The organism is Archangium violaceum, assembly GCF_016859125.1.
Classification (GTDB): domain Bacteria; phylum Myxococcota; class Myxococcia; order Myxococcales; family Myxococcaceae; genus Archangium; species Archangium violaceum_A.
The window spans coordinates 9,946,437-9,962,672 of sequence record NZ_CP069338.1 but is presented as its reverse complement, the minus strand read 5'-3'; the positions used below and the strand labels follow the sequence as shown (position 1 = coordinate 9,962,672).

13 protein-coding genes are annotated in these 16,236 nt (G+C 70.1%); 8 read left to right on the top strand and 5 right to left on the bottom strand.

Annotated elements, in window-relative coordinates; genetic code table 11:
- The first annotated feature begins 3 nt into the window (after positions 1-3).
- Entirely contained in the window at positions 4-1,332 is a 1,329-nt protein-coding gene (locus JQX13_RS42105) for a M24 family metallopeptidase (protein WP_430384115.1), read from the top strand.
- Positions 1,333-1,442: 110 nt separating this feature from the next.
- On the opposite strand, the gene JQX13_RS42100 is transcribed toward JQX13_RS42105, so the two are convergent.
- From JQX13_RS42100 to JQX13_RS42085, 4 genes are all read right to left on the bottom strand, one after another.
- Positions 1,443-2,504 (bottom strand): DUF2891 domain-containing protein, encoded by a 1,062-nt coding sequence (locus tag JQX13_RS42100; protein ID WP_239014180.1) that lies wholly within the window; start codon positions 2,502-2,504, stop codon positions 1,443-1,445.
- Between the two features lie 42 nt (positions 2,505-2,546).
- Positions 2,547-3,560, bottom strand: coding sequence for a PKD domain-containing protein (locus JQX13_RS42095; protein ID WP_203405046.1), 1,014 nt, complete (start codon positions 3,558-3,560; stop codon positions 2,547-2,549).
- Between the two features lie 137 nt (positions 3,561-3,697).
- A complete protein-coding gene (locus tag JQX13_RS42090) occupies positions 3,698-4,297 on the bottom strand; it encodes a hypothetical protein (protein WP_203405045.1) in 600 nt (199 codons plus the stop codon).
- Between the two features lie 89 nt (positions 4,298-4,386).
- The gene (locus JQX13_RS42085) at positions 4,387-6,312 is read right to left on the bottom strand and encodes an ATP-binding protein (protein WP_239014179.1); all 1,926 of its coding nucleotides are present in this window, start codon (positions 6,310-6,312) and stop codon (positions 4,387-4,389) included.
- 242 nt (positions 6,313-6,554) lie between these two features.
- Here JQX13_RS42085 and JQX13_RS42080 point away from each other — a divergent pair, with 242 nt between their 5' ends.
- The 3 genes from JQX13_RS42080 to glnD all read left to right on the top strand — a co-directional run bounded on the left by JQX13_RS42080 (position 6,555) and on the right by glnD (position 11,774).
- Positions 6,555-7,319 carry a DUF3592 domain-containing protein gene (locus JQX13_RS42080; RefSeq protein WP_203405044.1) on the top strand — a complete coding sequence of 255 codons (765 nt, stop codon included), beginning with the start codon at positions 6,555-6,557 and terminating at the stop codon, positions 7,317-7,319.
- 100 nt (positions 7,320-7,419) lie between these two features.
- Positions 7,420-8,997 carry an N-acetylmuramoyl-L-alanine amidase gene (locus JQX13_RS42075; RefSeq protein ID WP_203405043.1) on the top strand — a complete coding sequence of 526 codons (1,578 nt, stop codon included), beginning with the start codon at positions 7,420-7,422 and terminating at the stop codon, positions 8,995-8,997.
- 86 nt (positions 8,998-9,083) lie between these two features.
- Positions 9,084-11,774: a [protein-PII] uridylyltransferase gene (gene glnD / locus JQX13_RS42070; RefSeq protein WP_203405042.1), complete on the top strand. Its 2,691-nt coding sequence runs from the start codon at positions 9,084-9,086 to the stop codon at positions 11,772-11,774.
- Here glnD and JQX13_RS42065 read toward each other — a convergent pair whose 3' ends face one another.
- Entirely contained in the window at positions 11,775-12,572 is a 798-nt protein-coding gene (locus JQX13_RS42065; RefSeq protein ID WP_343211043.1) for a TVP38/TMEM64 family protein, read from the bottom strand.
- A 293-nt stretch (positions 12,573-12,865) separates the two neighbouring features.
- Here JQX13_RS42065 and JQX13_RS42060 point away from each other — a divergent pair, with 293 nt between their 5' ends.
- From JQX13_RS42060 to JQX13_RS42045, 4 genes are read left to right on the top strand one after another with little or no spacing between them, the layout of a single operon-like run.
- Entirely contained in the window at positions 12,866-13,303 is a 438-nt protein-coding gene (locus JQX13_RS42060) for a general stress protein (RefSeq protein ID WP_203405041.1), read from the top strand.
- Between the two features lie 37 nt (positions 13,304-13,340).
- Complete coding sequence (locus JQX13_RS42055) at positions 13,341-13,679, top strand: hypothetical protein (protein WP_203405040.1); 339 nt, start codon at positions 13,341-13,343, stop codon at positions 13,677-13,679.
- A 34-nt stretch (positions 13,680-13,713) separates the two neighbouring features.
- Positions 13,714-14,940, top strand: coding sequence for a sodium:proton exchanger (locus JQX13_RS42050; RefSeq protein ID WP_203405039.1), 1,227 nt, complete (start codon positions 13,714-13,716; stop codon positions 14,938-14,940).
- On the top strand, positions 14,937-16,235 hold the full coding sequence (locus JQX13_RS42045) for a cation:proton antiporter (protein WP_203405038.1): 1,299 nt from the start codon (positions 14,937-14,939) through the stop codon (positions 16,233-16,235). The genes JQX13_RS42050 and JQX13_RS42045 overlap by 4 nt, the downstream gene beginning before the upstream one ends.
- The last annotated feature ends 1 nt before the right edge of the window (position 16,236 follow it).

Below are 16,236 nucleotides of genomic sequence, written 5' to 3'. Positions count from 1 at the left end.
TCGATGCGACGTGCCCTGCTCTCCGCTATCCTACTCCTCATGGCCCTGCCCGCGAGCGCCGCCGAGCCCCACGCCCAGCGAGCCTGGCCGCGCATCCGGAAGGCTCGTATCCAGCAACTGCTGCCGGAGGCCATGGCGCGGGCGAAGGTGGACACCTGGGTCGTGCTCTGCCGCGAGAACGACAATGATCCGCTGGCCGCGCACGTCGGCTGTGAGAACGCGGGCTCTCCCGCCGCTTTTCTCTTCCTGAAGCAGAAGGCCGGGGTGCGTTCCATCGCGCTCTCTCCGGCCGGCGAGGCCAAGGCGCTCCAGGACGTGGGCCTTCATGACGAGGTGCTCTCACTGGATCGCGGCACGGACCTGTACGCCCGGGTGGCCGCGAGGCTCGCCGAGGCGAAGCCCCAGCGCATCGCGGTGAATTCCTCGAGCACGCTGACGGTGGCGGACGGGCTGTCGGCCACCCAGCGTGCGCGGCTCGAAGCGGCGCTGCCTCCCGCGTTGCGCGCTCGCCTCACGTCCTCCGAGGAGCTCGTCTTCGAGTGGCTGTCGGTGAAGCTGCCCGAGGAGGTGGAGATCATGCGCCGTGCCGCCGCGCTGACGGCCTCGCTCCAGGAGGAGGCCTACCGCACCGTGGTGCCGGGGAAGACGCGTGACTCGGACGTGGCGCGCTTCCTCAAGAAGCGCATCGCCGAGCTGGGCGTGGAGGATGGCTGGCAGCCGGACCAGAACCCCAATGTGAACTCAGGCGTGGACCGTGGCCACTCGCACGCGACGGACCGGGTCATCCAGCCGGGCGACTTCATCCAGACGGACTTCGGCATCAAGGTCGAGGGCATGTGGGTGACGGACATCCAGCGCTTCGCCTACGTGCTCGCCCCGGGCGAGACGCAGCCGCCGAAGGACGCGCTGGAGAAGTGGGAGAAGTCGAAGAAGGGCAACCGGGTGGCGCTCGCGGCGCTGAAGCCGGGAGTGCGCGGCTATGACGTGGACAAGGCCCAGCGGGACTGGATGCGCGAGGCGGGCTCGGAGCCGGTGATGTGGGGCACGGGGCATCCCGTGGGGTATTGGGCGCACGACGTGGGGCCGGCGCTCTCGGGGGCGCAGACGGGCAAGCCGCCCACGGGCAGTGCACTCGAGCCCATCCGCCCCGGGCAGGTCTTCGCCTTCGACGGCTTCTTCGCCTGGAAGCTCGCGACTCCTGGCGAGACGAAGACGCTCTCAGTCGAGGAGATGGCCGTGGTGACGGAGAAGGGCGCGGAGTACCTCATCCCGCCGCAGGAGGAGCTCATCCTCATCCCCTCGCCAGCGGCTAAAGGACCTGGCGGAACGTGAGGCTCATCCGAGGCGGCGCCTCGGGTTCGGGCGGCAGTGCGTGCATCCACTCGTGGGATCGGCGACGAATGCCTCGATGTGCCCGACTCCCCCGATGAGGGGATGTGGATTCATGGCTTCCGCAGGCCCCTCCCGGTCACGAGGTACACGGCGAAGCTGCCCAGCCAGTGGCCGCCCTCGTAGTGAGCGCCCGTCACCGCCCGCAGTCCCGCCTCGCGGTGCAGTCGTGCCGTCGCCTGGAGCGAGCGGAGCCGTTTGTCCGCGGGCGGAAGGCCGGAGACGATCCCCTCCAGCATCCACGCCCGGCTCAGGTTGAGGCCATCCAGGTGCGCCAGCTTCGGATCGCTCGGATCGGTCACGACCGCCGGCTCGAGCCACTTCGTGGAGCCATCGCTCGGAATCTCCGGCAGGAAGCCGCGCAGCCACGTGGCGAAGCGCGCCGGTGGGAGGATGCGCCTCATCAAGTCCGCCTCGGCGAGGCACGGCGAGAGGAAGTCCTGTCCGGAGGGTTCGTAGGCGAGCGGTCCCCGGCGATCCCTTCCGTAGAATGCCTCCACGCGCTCCGTCAGCAGTTGCTCCATCGCGCGATCCTCCGCCTTCCGCGCCCAGTCCAGGATGAGCCCGAAGGCGAAGGCCGTCTGATCGTGCTCGCCCTCGCGGATGGGCCGCGAGAGCTTGGGGAGCCACTCGCGGATCCGATCGGCCGCGCGCGCCTCGAGGGGCTTCAGCGTGGCCGACCACTCGCGCGCCTGGGGATCGTCCCACTCCCTCAGCTCCGCCGCGAGCTGGAGCAGCCACGCCAGTCCGTAGGGGCGCTCGAAGGAGACCCGGCCCGGGGCGCTCAGGTAGCGCACCTCCGCGTCGATGTTCACGGGCGTCAGGCTCCTGGCCACCGCCTCCCGGGCGCGCGCGGCGAAGGGCGCGTCCGGATGGGTCCTCGCCAGCCGCACGAGGAGCCAGTGCCCGTGCACGGCGGAGTGCCAGTCATAGCAGCCGTAGAATGCGGGGGTGAGCTCGCGGGGCGGGCGTACGTCCGCGTCACCGCTCATCACGTGGGCGATCTTGTTCGGGTACTCCCGGTGGACGCAGGCGAGCGCGAGGTCCGCGAAGCGCGTCGCGGCCTCGACGCCGAAGTCCGCGGGCGAGGGCGTGTTGGCGGACAGTGTGGCCATGAGGATCGTCAACGTGAGCGGCGACATCATGAGGCGTGCGGGTCAGTTGTTGAGCGCGCCGGCGAGAACCCACGAGCGGATGCGGGTGAGCTCGCCGGGGTGCTCGTCGAAGTGGGCCTGGTTGTTCGGCGGCATCCTGTTGCCGCAGGGCATGGGGGGGCTGCCGAGCTTCGTCACCATCAGGGACTCATCGGGCTTGCCCGGCAACACGCGCTTGAGGCCCGTGGGGCCGCAAGGCGTTCCCGCGGCTCCGACGTTGACGATGGAGGCGTAGGACTTGTCCGCGTCCAGGGTCAGGTTTCCGCGACCTGGAGAGCCGGTGTGGCAGCCAACGCACTGCGCGTTCCAGATGGGCTGGATGTGCGCGGCATAGGAGGGGACGTCGACCCGCACGTCCACCGAGCGCGTCACGGAGTCGGTTCCATCGGACACGGTGACCTGGAAGGTGTAGGTCGTGGCCTCGTTGATGTCGGAGGAGCGCCACTGGGCGGTGGCCGCCGTCGGGTTCGTGAAGGTGCCCTGGCCGGCCGGGCTCGTCGTCCAGGTATAGGTGAGTGTGTCGCCGTCCGGATCGCTGGCGACGATGGTGAGCTCGGCGGTGTCACCGGCGATCACCGAATCAGGGGCGGTGATGCTCTCGGCCACCGAGGGCGCGCGGTTGGGGGTGGCGACGTTGGCCACCGCCACATCCACCGTGGCCTGGCTCGAGCCTCCCTTTCCATCCGAGACCGTCACCTGCAGGGTGAAGGTCGTGTCGCTCGCCAGGAGGGGCGCGGTCCACGTGCGGGTCTCTCCCGTCTCGTCGCTGAAGGTGCCCGTGGGCGCGGCCGGGAGCTGGGTCCAGGAGTAGGTGAGGGAATCTCCGTCCGGGTCGCTGGCGGTCACCGAGAGCGTGGTGCTCGCTCCCTCGTTGATGGAGGTCGGCGTCGCGGTCACCCGGGTGATGGTGGGGGCCCTGTTCTCCTTCTCCTCATCTCCCTGGAACAGATCGCATCCGAGCCCTCCCAGGCTCAGCAGCAGTACCGCATGGAACGACGTCCTTTGAAACGCGAGCATGGCACTTCCCCTGTTGTCACGTATTGCCTGTTTGGCAGGGAGCGCTGCCTAGCGCACGCAGGTCCGATAGAAAAGAAAAACGGCCCGGGCACGCATCCGCGCCCGAGCCGTCTTGTTGTCTCATGATCCGCGAACTTTCAGGCCTGCGGCACCGACCAGCTCCCCGTCCACTCGGTGGGCTTGTCCGGATGCAGCGAGGTGACCTTGTAGTTGCAGTGCTTCTCGCCGCTCGGGTCCGGGCTCCGGATGGTGTAGAGCGGCGACAGCCGCGAGCCGCGCTCCGTGCCAGCGTACTGCACCTCGTACTCCTTGCTGGTGGTGCTCGTGGTGGTGGTCTCGCCGCGCTCGGTCTTGCGCGTCGTGGTGCACTGGACCTCGAACTTCACCTTCCAGGTGCCCTTGTCGCCGACGCGCGGCACCTTGAGCTCGGCGCGCATCATGTACTCGCCGGGTGGCAGATCCTCGGCGTTGACGCCGACGAACTCCTCACAGTCGCGGCCCTGGCCCTTGCAGATGCCGATGCTCTGGTCGCTCCAGGGCTGCACGCCCTCGCGCACGTCCGTGAGCAACGGACCCACCAGGCCCTGCTCGAAAGCCGAGAGCCCGGACGAGCTTCCCGAAGAAGAAGATGATGAAGATGTGGCGCAATCCGCCGGGCTGGCCGCGTGGGCCGTGTCTCCGCCCTTGCATGCCAGGAGCGTGCTCGCGGCCGTGAGTGCCAGGATGAATGTTCTCATGGTGTTCCCCCCTCGTGTGATGTCGAGTGAGGACGCTATAGCACCGGCTCCCGGGCCCGGCTGTGAACGGGTTCACACTCGCGGCCGGCTCAGCTCCGGGGATCCTCGCACTGCATGGGCAGCTCGAGGGTGAAGGTGGCGCCCTGACCGGGCCCCGCGCTGTCACAGGTGAGGCTCCCGGCCATCTCGATGGCGGCCAGCGCGCTGATGTGCAGCCCGAAGCCGTGGCCGTCCTTCTTGGTGGTGAAACCCTGGGTGAAGAGACGCCCGAGGTGCTCGGCGGAGATGCCCTTCCCATTGTCGGACACCTGGATGCGCAGTCGATCCTCGGGAGCGGGCCGGACGCGCAGGGTGAGGCGCTTGTCCGGGCGGCCACTGTCGATCAGCGCGTGGCGCGCGTTGCTCAGCAGGTTGAGGAGGATCTGCAACAGCTTGTGCCGATCCAACAGGATGGGCGGCACCTCGGCGTACTCGCGCTGGATGTCGATCTTCGCGCGCTCGAAGGTGACGGCGTGCAGGCGCAGGGCGTCATCGATGAGCCGGGTCACGGACATCAGCTCCATCATGCCGGCGACGCGGGCGTGTCCCTGCTGCATGGTGACGATGGACTTCACGTGATCCAGTCCGTCGGTGAGCGTCTGCTGCTCGGCCAGCAGCGCCTGTTGATCCTCGGCGAGCTGCCCAGAGAGGGCGATGAGATAGGCCGGGAGCTGCTGCCCGCGGGGATCCGTGGCGAGGAAGGTGCAGAGATCCTCCTGATGCTCACGCAGGAGCGCCGCGGCCCGGATGAGCCCTCCCACGCGAAGGCCGCGGATGCGGTCGGTGATGAGGCTGGCCGAGACGTTGACGCTGTTGAGGGTGTTGCCCACGTTGTGCATCAGCCCCGTGGCCATCTCCGCCATGCCCGCCTGCCGCGACACGTCCAGCAGGGTGCGGTGCATCTCGCCGAGCTTCATCTCCGCCTCCCTTCGCTCGGTGACGTCCCGTCCGAAGAGGGTCACGCCCTGGGGCTGGCCGTCCTCTCCGAAGACGGGCTTGATGGAGATATCCACCACCCGCACCCGATCTCCCTGCGTGTGGATGTCCTCGAGCCGTACGCTTTGTCCGGTGATGGCCTGGCTGATGCGCTGTCGTATCTTCTCTTGGATCCCCGCGGGTTCCTGGATGGGGAGCGGCTCGCCCGGCACCGGCTCCCTGCCATGGCGCTCACGGAAGGCCCGCCGCATCGCCGAGTTGGCGATGATGACCCGTCCCTCCATATCGAGCGAGCACACCTGATCATCGGTGTTCTCGATGAGGCTGTGCAGCTTGCGCTCGCTCTCGCGGAGCGTGCGCAGTGCCTGCTCGCGTGCCGTCTGGGCGTGATCGCGCGCGGAGGTGTGCAGCCAGCTCACGGCCCAGATGCCCAGCATGCAGAGGGCGGCGAAGGTGTCCAGCATCCACAGGTGACCGGCCGGGATGGGGGTGGCCACGACGCCCGGGGTCGTGAACCGGAGCGGGTGGAGGATGCCCACGTACAGGCTCACGAGCACGGTGAGGACGAGCCCCGGACGTGCCCCCACCAGGTAGACCGAGAGCGCCGGGAGCAGCATGGCCGCCGCGTGGGAGGCCGTGTAGGGCCAGCCGCTGGTGAGGCTGGAGACCACGAAGGCGCCGGCGATGGTCCAGCAGACGAGCAGCGCGGAGAGCTCGTGCGAGGAGCGCTGGCGCAGGAGCGTCAGCGCGAGCGCGTTGAGCAGGAGGGAGATGAGCGCGACCGGGCCGTCGCTCCAGGCCTGGGGGTTGAACGGGAGGAAGAGCAGGGCCAGCACGTCGACGAGCATCAGGCCCAGGGCGATGCAGACCAGCAGGCGGTAGCGGCCGAGATCCTCCGGTGGGGCCCGGCGCAGGGGCTCCGACAGGAAGACGTCCAACCGGGAGAGGAACCGTCCCCCGGCTCTCCGGGGCAACGGCTCCCGGGATGTCACGAGCCCCGGCGCGGCCTGTTCCATTTCAGCGGTGGATGTTCTCGACATGACGAAAGCGAATCCCCCATGCCGCGAACTCGAGGAGGGTCTGTGAACAATCATACACCGTTGAAGAAGAAGCCTGGCCCACTTCTTCGCCTCCGCCACGGGCAGGCCGTTGCAGTCGCTGTTGGCGGGCAGTGCTCGGTGACGTGGGACGAGTCGAGGCGGGCCCGCGTCCTGTTCGAGCACGACTTCCTCGCTGTGAGTACTCGCTGACCTGGGTGTGAGCCGGGAGGTAGGATGGGGGCATGCAGCTCGCCATCCCCCAGGCCCCCAGGCGCGTCCCCCTCTCGAAGGTTCCCGGAGCCATTGCCCGGCTCCTCCGGGTGCTGGCCATGGGGCTGGTGCTGATGGCGGCGCTCGGCGCGGGAGCGTCGGCCCTGGGCCGTTTCGTGGTGGAGGAGCAGGGCTTCCTCTCGCGAGCCCAGGAGCTGGAGGGCCGGGTGGCGGCCATGACGCTGCCGCCCCGGGGCGAGCGCGAGGGCGCCGAGGCGAAGCTGGAGGTGCTCTACGCCGTGGACAAGGTGCAGTACTCGGCCAGTGGCGTGCGCACCCATGCCGAGTACGCCGAGGGGCTGGCTCCGGGCGCCCTCGTCACGCTGCTGGTGGATCCCCGCGTGCCGGACAAGCCCCGGGAGGCGGCCTACGTGCGCTCGCGCGCGCAGGCGCTGGGACTGGTGCCCTGGGGATTGGGGCTCGGGGCGTTGGTGGCCGTGGGGCTCTTCGCCCGGGAGCTGCGGCGGACATTGCGCGCGGAGCTGGAGCCGCTGCGCAAGGGCATGCTGGTGTGGCTGACGCCGGACGGCCCGCTGCCCGAGTCCCGTCGGGAGGTGCTCTTCCCCGCCACCTTCCGCAAGCAGGAGCAGACGCTCGCGGTACGCGCGCGCCTGAGCCCCGGTCGGGCTCCGGTGCGCAATGGGGAGAAGGTGCTGGCGGCGGTGTTGTCCTCTCTGCCCGGCCAGGCCCGCGTCATCGACGAGGAGCTCGCCCGGGCGCTGGGTTGGGTGCGCTGAGACCCTCGTCGAGCCAGGGTTCATTGGGGGGCGAAAATTTGCGGGGGCAGGGGGGCCGTGACACACGTCTGTAGCCCTCTCCGTCCTTGGAGGACTCCTCATGGTCCCTCGCCTCATCCTGTTGCTGGCCCTGTTGTCGCCGATCGCCGCCCAGGCGAAACGTGACGCGGCCGAGGAGGCCTACCAGGAAGCCCGCAGGTCCTATTACGCCCTCAAGGACGACGCGGCGCGACGCAAGCTGCGCCACAACTGGCTCAACGTGGCGCGCAAGTTCGAGTCCGTGGCCAGCCGCTTCCCCAAGAGCGCGCGAACCGCCGAGGCCCTCTACACCGCGGCGGAGCTGCTCAACGAGCTGAGCCGCATCTCCTTCGTCGTCGAGGATCAGCAGGCGGCCATCGCCGACTACACCCGCGTGGTGGAGTCCCACTCGCGGCACCGGCTCGCGGACGACGCGGCGTTGGTGCTCGCGCGCATCTACTTCGAGCGGTTGGATCAACCCGAGGCCGCGCGTCGCGTCATCACCAACAGCCTCGCCGTCTACAAGGGCGATCGTGCCCGGGAGCTGAGGGCGCTGCTGGCCACGCTGCCACCGCCTCCTTCGCCCAAGACGCCCGCGCCCGCGCGCCCCAAGGCCCCGGTTCGTGCTCCGGAGCCGACGCCCGCGCCAGCTCCGGCCGAGCAGCAGGCTCCGGTGGTTCGTGTCGAGCTGTCCAAGCCGGCCAATCCGGACCCGGCCCCCGCCCAGGCCGTGGCTTCCGCCCCGGAGGTCGCGAAGCCCGAGGTGTCACCGTTGATCGAGGCCATCAACAGTCAGTCTCGAGAGCCCGCCGCGAAGCAGCCCCAGGCCCCGCAGCCGGTGGAGGCGCTCGCGTCCAACAAGCCCGTGACCGCTCCGGTGGACGAGCACGTCGCCCAGGCCCGCCTCGAGGCCGTGGCCAAGGCGTCCAACGCCTCCGAGCTGACGCTGGCGGAGCAGCTCGGGCTGAAGGTGCGCCGGGTGGTCATCGACGCCGGACACGGTGGGCACGACACCGGCGCCATCGGCCGCAAGGGCACCCAGGAGAAGGAAGTGACGCTGGCCATCGCGCGCAAGCTCGCTCGTGAGCTGCGCACCCGCGGGCTGGAGGTGATGCTCACCCGCGAGGATGACCACTACCTCAAGCTGGAGGAGCGCGCGCGTCTGGCCAACGAGATGAAGGGCGACCTCTTCATCTCCATCCACTGCAACGCGGCGCCCTCCTCGAAGCTGCGGGGCATCGAGACGTATACGCTCAACACCTCGGCGGATCGCTACTCCATCCGGCTGGCGGCGCGCGAGAACGCGTCCTCGGAGAAGGGCATCAGCGACCTGCAGTTCATCCTCGCGGACCTGGCCACCAAGGCCAACACCGAGGAGTCCACGCGGCTGGCCAACCAGGTGCAGAAGAACCTGGTGAGCCACCTGTCCAGCCACTACAAGGGTGTGAAGAACCTGGGCACCAAGGAGGCGCTCTTCTACGTGCTGCTGGGCGTGAAGATGCCGGCCATCCTCGTGGAGACGTCCTTCCTGTCCAACCCCGAGGAGGAGAAGCGTCTGGCCTCGGACGCGTACCAGGAGGAAGTGGCCCAGGCCATCGCTCACGGCGTGGAGGACTTCCTGGGTGGCCGCCGCCAGATGGCCACGGTGAACGTGCGGTGAAGGTGCAGTAGCGGGACCGTGGCGCTTCTTGCATCCTTCGGTCGTGACGGGGTCGCCAGGCCCGTCCGAGCGATTGCGAGTCAGCCATGAGCGTCCCGCCCATTCCGCCACCGCCACCGTCCAGCCATCGCGAGGCCATCGGCTCGCTCCCCGGGTTCCCCACCGGTGCGCCCGAGGACCGATTGACCCGCGCGCGTGAGTACCTCCGCGACTCCCACGCCCGCGCCGAGTCCTTCCACCGGGGCGGCGCCGCCGGCCTGTCCACCTGCCGCCTCCTCTCCGCCGCCACGGATCGGCTCGTCCAGGGGCTCTTCTCCGAGCTCTCCGCCGAGCTCCACGCGCCCCCGGGTCTCGCCCTCGTCGCGCTCGGCTCCTACGGGCGCCGCGAGCTGTCTCCCCAATCGGACCTGGATCTGCTCCTGCTGCGCGGCCCCGGTGTCTCCGAGGCGTCCGTCGCGCCCCTGGCCCGTGCGTTCCCCACGCTCCTGTGGGATCTCAAGCGCGCCGTCGGCTGGAGCGCCCGCGGCCCCGACGAGTGCGTCCGCGCCGCCGACGCCGATCACACCATCCGCACCGCGCTGCTCGACGCGCGCTTCCTCACCGGCGACGCCGCCGTCTCCGACGTGTTCGAGGCGAAGATCCTCCCCGCGCTCCTCGCCCACCGCGCCGACGCCTACATCCAGGACAAGGTCCAGGAGCTGCGCTCCCGCCGCGAGCGCTTCGGCGACTCCGTCTTCCTGCTCGAGCCCAACCTCAAGCAGGGTGATGGCGGCCTGCGCGATCTGGAGACGGCCCTGTGGATCGCCCGCGTCCGCTTCCGCACGCGCGGCCTCACCGGCCTGCTGCAGCAGTCCATCCTGCCCGGCTCGCAGGTGACGCGCCTCAAGGCCGCCCGCGACTTCCTGCTGCGCATCCGCCACCAGCTCCACTTCCTGCGCGGACGCAAGGAGGATCGGCTCACCTTCGATCTCCAGGAGGAGCTGGCGCGCTTCCTCGGCTACCAGCAGGGCCCCGTGCTGCCCGTCGAGGCCTTCATGCGCGACTACTACCTGGCCGCCAACGCCCTGCGCCAGGCCGCCGACGCGCTCATCGCCCGCTGCGAGGAGCTCCGCCTCGCCCGGAAGATCTCGTTCCTTCCCGAGCGCCGGCTCGGTGCCTTCAAGGTCTTCCGCGGCAAGCTCACCGTGTCCGATCCGGGCCTCTTCACCCGGGAGCCCGCCTCCATCCTCGACTTCTTCCGCACCGCCGAGGAGAACGGTCTGCCCCTCTACTCGTGGGCCCGCGAGCAGGCGGTGCAGGCCCTGCCCGCGTTGGAGGTCGCTCGCGCCACGCCCGCCGTCACCGCCGCCTTCAAGGCCCTCTTCGCCCGGCCGGGCACCCGGGGCGAGCGCCTCTTCGAATTGCATGACGCCGGCGTGCTCGGCGCCGTGGTGCCCGAGTTCGGCCGCGTCACCGCCCACCACCAGCACGACCTGTACCACGTGTACACCGTCGACGTTCACACCCTCTTCGCCGTGCGCCGCCTCTACGCCCTTCGCGCCGGAGACCTGGTGGAGCAGGAGCCCGAGCTCTCCCGCGAGATGCGCGACCTGAAGGATCCGCTCCCGCTCTACCTCGGCATGCTCCTGCACGACGCGGGGAAGGGGATGGGAGGCAACCACTCGGAGAAGGGCCGGTTGCTGATGGTCGCCCTCGGCGAGCGCCTGGGCCTCTCGCCCCGCCAGCGCGAGGTGGCCGAGTTCCTCGTGAAGGATCACCTGGTGATGAGCCACACCGCCCAGCGCCGCGATCTGAGCGACCCGGCCCTCATCGCCGACTTCGCCCGGAGCGTGGGCGACGTGGAGAAGCTCACCTGCCTCTACCTCCTCACCTGGGCGGACATCAGCTCGGTGGGGCCTCGCATGTGGACGGGGTGGAAGGCACAGCTCCTGCGCGAGCTGTATGAAAAGGCCCGGGCCCACCTGGTCGGCTCGGCGGCGCCCTCGGGCGAGACTCCCTTCGAGCGTGTGCGCTTCCATGCGCGCTGGGCCCGGGTCCTCGGCGAGACGCGGGCGCGCGAGCTGGGCCGGGTGCTCCCCGAGCGCTACTTCCTCGGGACGGATCCCTCGCACGCCACGCTCCATGCGCGCCTGCTCGCGTGCGCCCGGAAGCGTCCGCTGGCCGCGGCCCTGCGCCACCACCCGGAGGCCGGCTACAGCGAGCTGTCCCTCGTGGCCCCTGACAGGCCCGGCCTGCTCTCGCTGCTCACCGGCGTGTTGTCCGCCCACCGCATCGACATCCTCTCCGCGCGTATCATCTCCACCTCGGACGGGCTCGCGCTGGACGTCTTCGACGTGCGGCCTCCCCATGGGCACCTGCTCGAGCGCTCGCGCTGGCGCATGGCCCGGACGGATCTCCTGCGCGTCCTCATGGGCGAGGTCTCCCTCGAGGACGTGCTGCGCCGCCGCCGCACGGGCTCGCTCCTGCATCGCCACCTGCCGCCCGTGCCTCCCCGGGTGACGGTGGACAACCGCGCCTCCCGCGACTTCACCGTGGTGGACGTGGTGACGCAGGATCGTGTCGGCCTGCTGCACGCCATCTCCTCCGCCCTCACCCGGGCCGGCGTGCAGATCGCCGTCGCCAAGGTGGCCACCGAGGCCCACCGCGCCATGGACTCGTTCTACATCACCCGGCAGGGCGCCCGGGTGGAGGGCCCGGGCGACGAGGCGGCGTTGGTGGGGGCGATCACCGCGGCGCTGGAAGCGCTGGAGCGGGAAGGGGCGGAGATCCGCGCCTGATCACGGGCCCGCGGGCGGGAGCTCCTGGAAGGTGGAGATCGCGGGCCGGCCGAGTTGCCCCTTCGCCGCGAGCGGTGCACCCCGCTTCGGGGCCCGCTTCCCGTGCTGCTCCTCCTCGCCCGCCGGAGCCTCCTCGTTGATCTCGTGGTAGATGCGGCGGCCGAGCAACGCGCCCAGCACCAGCGACGCCACCATCCCCACGCCGGACACCACCGTCATCACCGTGTGGCCCTGCGCCAGTCCGCTGCCGAACTGCGCGGTGAGGAACGTGCCCGGGATGGTGCCCAGCAGCACGCCCAGCGTCAGGGGCCAGAAACGCGCCCCCGCGGCCGTCGCCGCCGCGATCATCACGTCCGTGGGAAACAGCGGGTTGATGCACATGAGCAGCGCGAACTTGAAGCCGTGCCGGCGCGCCACGCGGGTGATCGCCGGGTAGCGGCTGCCCGCCATGCGCTTCATCAGCCGCGTGCCCAGCCAGCGCGACAGTCCGAAGATGAGCGCCGCGGCCAGGAAGCTGCCCAGCAGTGAGTAGAGCGTCGCCGCCCGGGTCCCGAAGATCATTCCGCCCACCGCGGTGAACACCTGGCCGGGCAGGAGCGTCACCGGCCGCACCGCCAGGAAGAGGACGAAGAGCACCGGGGCCCACTTCCCCATCGGCGCCAGGAAGCCGTGCAGCTCCTTCTGGTTGATGAAGTCAGGCCCCAACAGCCGCAACATCGTCAGCCCCGCGATCGAGGCCAACACGGGCGTCAGTATCCGGAGCCAGACCTTCAGACCGCCTCCGCCGCCACCATTCACGCAAACCCTCCCGGGCTGGATTGGCGTGAAAGGTGGGACAGCGAACGGGAATCGGCAATGCGTAGTGGCGTGTTGTTGACAGTGAAGCATCCGGGCGGGCAGGCCGTAGTCTCGCCCGTACGGAGAGCGTGTACCCCCAACCCCCTGAAATTCCTGGGGATATGGATGTGCTCTGTCCGGTGTGAACGGCTGGCGGTGTACGGAGCTTGCTTGCATCGGGGCGCTTCCGTCCCAAGTTTTGGGGCAAGGGGCACCCTCGCGGGGAAGGGGGAGTCAGCAGGAGGAGGCAAGACATGCAGCAGGACAAGGACAACAAGGGCAGCATGACGGTGGCCGAGGCGGGGCGGAAGGGCGGAGAGACCGTCCGCAACGAACGGGGCCGGGAGTTCTACGAGACGATCGGCCGCAAGGGCGGAGCGACCGTGAAGGCCGAGCGGGGTCGTTCCTTCTACGAGGAGATTGGCCGCAAGGGCGGAGAGACCGTCAAGGCCGAGCGCGGCGCGAAGTTCTACGAGGAGATCGGCAAGAAGGGCGGAGACCGGGTGAAGGCCACGCGGGGTCCGAACTTCTACGAGGAGATCGGCCGCAAGGGCGGCCAGAAGGTGAAGAAACTCATCGAGGAGGGCAAGCGGGCGGCTCGGGCGGCCATGGAGAAGCAGGAGGGCGCGGCGGCGGAGTCGCCATCCGCGGCGGAGCCTCCCAGCGAACCGGGCCCGGACCGCACCGAGTAGCGTGACGGAATGGCCGCGGACCGGATAGACACGGGTCGTGTACCTCTTCCTCGCGTTCCTCGACCACGCGGACCAACCTGAACGGGCCATTCAACGGCTCCGGGATTTCGGTATCCCGGAGCCGTTGGTCGTACGGGCCCGAAGTGCCGCGGCGACCCTGTCCGCCGAAGTCCCCGTCTTCGCCGGTCTGCGCAGCCTCGCGCTCGGAGCGGACGAGGACCGGCTCATCCTGGTGAGCCTCCTGCCGGCCCTGCCCGCCGAGGAGGTGGAGCGGCTCGTCCACCGCGTCCAGTTGGAGATGGATGCGGACGACCCACCGATGGGCCGCCTGGTGGCCCTGCCGGTGATCGGAGCCCCCGTGCATCGCCGGGAGTGACGGCACGGCCCGGAGCGGTGTAAGCACCTGCCTCGTGCAGGTGCTGCTCGTTCTACTCGCCATCGCGGCGCTATCGCTGCTGGCCTCGAGCCGGACGGTGCTGGACCCTGGCCGTTTCCCGGCCCTGGCCCAGCTGGCCGCCAGTGGTCTGCTCTTCCTCGCCTTTGGCGCGGTGATGGGCCCGGACGCCCTGCGCCTGCTGTCCTGGAAGGATCTGGCGGCGCTGCGCCCGTTGCTCGCCCTGGGGCTGGGTATGGCGGGTGTCATGATCGGCCTGAACCTGGAGCCCCGGTTGCTGCGGCTGCTGCCCCGGGAGGTGTACGCGGCGGCGCTCGCTCATGCCGGGACGGCGTTCCTCTGGGTGGCGCTGCCCCTGGCGGGTCCACTGCTGTTCACCATGGGGCTGCCTCCCGGGGCGGCGGTGGCGGCGGCGGCGCTGCTGGGGGCGTCGGCGAGCCTCTCCTCCGGCCACTTCGCGGTGCTGGGCTATCGCAGCGGGCGCATGGAGCGCCGACGCGGGCTGTCCGTGGCACTGCTCACCATGTTGGATGATGCGGTGGGGCTGGGGGTGCTCGTGCTGGCGCTCGCTTTCGGCGCGGCGGCCAATCCCCTGGAGGGGCTGGGCCTGGTGGCGCTCGCCCTGCTGCTGGGCATGGCGTGTGGAGCGCTGCTCGCCTTCCTCATGCATGGAATCAAGGATCAGGGCGAGCTGATGGCGGTGCTGCTGGGTGGGGTGGCGCTGGTGTCCGGGGCGGCGGCGTACCTGAGGGTGTCGGCGTTGCTGGCGGGGGTGGCCTGTGGGGCGACGCTGGCCCTGGTGGGGAGCCGCGCGGTGGAGCAGGCGGCGCGCATGCTCGGACGCTTCGAGCGGCCCTCGTACCTGCTGCTCGTCTTCCTGGTGGGCGCGCACGTGCATGCGCGCGACGTCATGGCGTGGGCGCTGCTCCCCGCGTACCTGGGCCTGCGCTTCCTGGGCAAGGTGCTGGGAGGCGCGCTCGCGCAGCGCATCGCCGGGAACACGCTCGCGCTGCCGCCGAGGCTGGGCTACGCGCTCATCTCCCAGGGCGGGCTGGCGCTGTGTCTGGTGGTGGAGTACCTGACGCTGGTACCGGGGCCGCTGTCCCAACGCGTCTTCGACGTGGTGGTGGCGGGGGCCTTCGTCAACGAGGTGCTCGGCAGCCGGGCCTTCCGCCACGTGCTGGAGTCCACCTCCGAGCAGGCCCCGACAGGAACGCCGCAGGCGCCTGGAGGTCCCTCATGAAGGGCGCGCTCCTGCGCTTGCTGCTGTTGGTGGTGGTACTGGCGGCCATTGGTCGGGCCCAGGTGTGGCGCGTGGACGCCGGCACGTCGGTGACGCTCGCCGCCGGGGCGCTGCTGCTGTGCGGATTGTTCGCGGGGAAGGTGGCCAAGGGGATCGGGCTGCCCCGGCTCACGGGCTACCTGCTGGTGGGCGTGGCGGTGGGGCCCTATGCCCTGGGCTTCATCCCCGGCGCGGGCGTGAAGGGGTTGGAGCTGGTGAAGGGGCTCGCGGTGAGCCTCATCGCGCTGGTGGCGGGCACGGAGCTTCAGTTGGGGCTCATCCGCAGGGTGGGCACCAAGGTGGCGGCCCTGTGCGCCGCGGTGTGCGGGGTGACGTTCCTGGCCATCTTCGGGGCACTCTTCGCGCTCAAGCCGCTGTTGCCCTTCCTCGCGCCCATGTCGGTGCCCCAGGCGCTGGCCGTTAGCGCGCTCGTGGCCTCCGTGGTGGTCTCCTTCTCGCCCACGGTGACGATCGCCATCGTGCAGGAGACGAGCGCGCGCGGCAGCTTCACCGAGTTCCTCATGGCCCTGGTCATCATCGGGGATCTGCTCGTCATGGTGGGGTTCGCCGTGGCGGCGGGCCTCACGCGGGCGAGCTTCGGCGGCGGGCTGGATTTGTGGGGGCTGTTGCGCGAGGTGGGGTGGGAGCTGTTCGGCTCGGTGGTGGTGGGGGGCGTGCTCGCGGTGGCGATGCTGGTGTACATGCGGCAGGTGAAGCGCGAGCTGCCGCTCTTCCTGGTGGGGTTGTGCTTCGCCTCGGCCGAGGGCGGCGCGCGCCTGCACCTGTCTCCGCTGCTGGTGTCGCTGGCGGCCGGGGCGCTGATCGCCAACCTGGACGAGCGCGAGGGCGAGCGCATCCACCATGCGATCCAACGGGCGGGCCTGCCCATCTTCGCGCTCTTCTTCGCCGCGTCCGGGGCGGGGCTCAAGCTGAACGCGCTCATGACGGTGGGCCCGGCGGCCCTGCTGCTGGTGGCGCTGCGCGCGGTGGCCATCTACGGCTCGTGCCGGCGCTTCGCCCCGGTGGAGGATGTCCGGCTGCGCCGCTACCTGTGGATGGGGCTCATCTCGCAGGCGGGCGTGACGTTCGGACTGGCGGCGCTCATTTCCCGAACCTTCCCGGACTTCGGGCCGCAGGTGGAGGTGCTCATCGTGGCGATGATCACCGCCCACGAGCTGATCGGCCCGGTCCTCACCCGGCGTGCCCTCCAGCGGAGTGGGGAGATACACTCCGAGGACGCTCCCGGAGCGGCCTGAG

Coding starts and splice junctions, on each gene's coding strand:
- JQX13_RS42100 (WP_239014180.1), bottom strand. CDS start 2,504: ATGGCCACACTGTCCGCCAACACGCCCTCGCCCGCGGACTTCGGCGTC.
- glnD (WP_203405042.1), top strand. CDS start 9,084: ATGAGCGTCCCGCCCATTCCGCCACCGCCACCGTCCAGCCATCGCGAG.
- JQX13_RS42095 (WP_203405046.1), bottom strand. CDS start 3,560: ATGCTCGCGTTTCAAAGGACGTCGTTCCATGCGGTACTGCTGCTGAGC.
- JQX13_RS42060 (WP_203405041.1), top strand. CDS start 12,866: ATGCAGCAGGACAAGGACAACAAGGGCAGCATGACGGTGGCCGAGGCG.
- JQX13_RS42085 (WP_239014179.1), bottom strand. CDS start 6,312: ATGTCGAGAACATCCACCGCTGAAATGGAACAGGCCGCGCCGGGGCTC.
- JQX13_RS42090 (WP_203405045.1), bottom strand. CDS start 4,297: ATGAGAACATTCATCCTGGCACTCACGGCCGCGAGCACGCTCCTGGCA.
- JQX13_RS42080 (WP_203405044.1), top strand. CDS start 6,555: ATGCAGCTCGCCATCCCCCAGGCCCCCAGGCGCGTCCCCCTCTCGAAG.
- JQX13_RS42075 (WP_203405043.1), top strand. CDS start 7,420: ATGGTCCCTCGCCTCATCCTGTTGCTGGCCCTGTTGTCGCCGATCGCC.
- JQX13_RS42105 (WP_430384115.1), top strand. CDS start 4: ATGCGACGTGCCCTGCTCTCCGCTATCCTACTCCTCATGGCCCTGCCC.
- JQX13_RS42045 (WP_203405038.1), top strand. CDS start 14,937: ATGAAGGGCGCGCTCCTGCGCTTGCTGCTGTTGGTGGTGGTACTGGCG.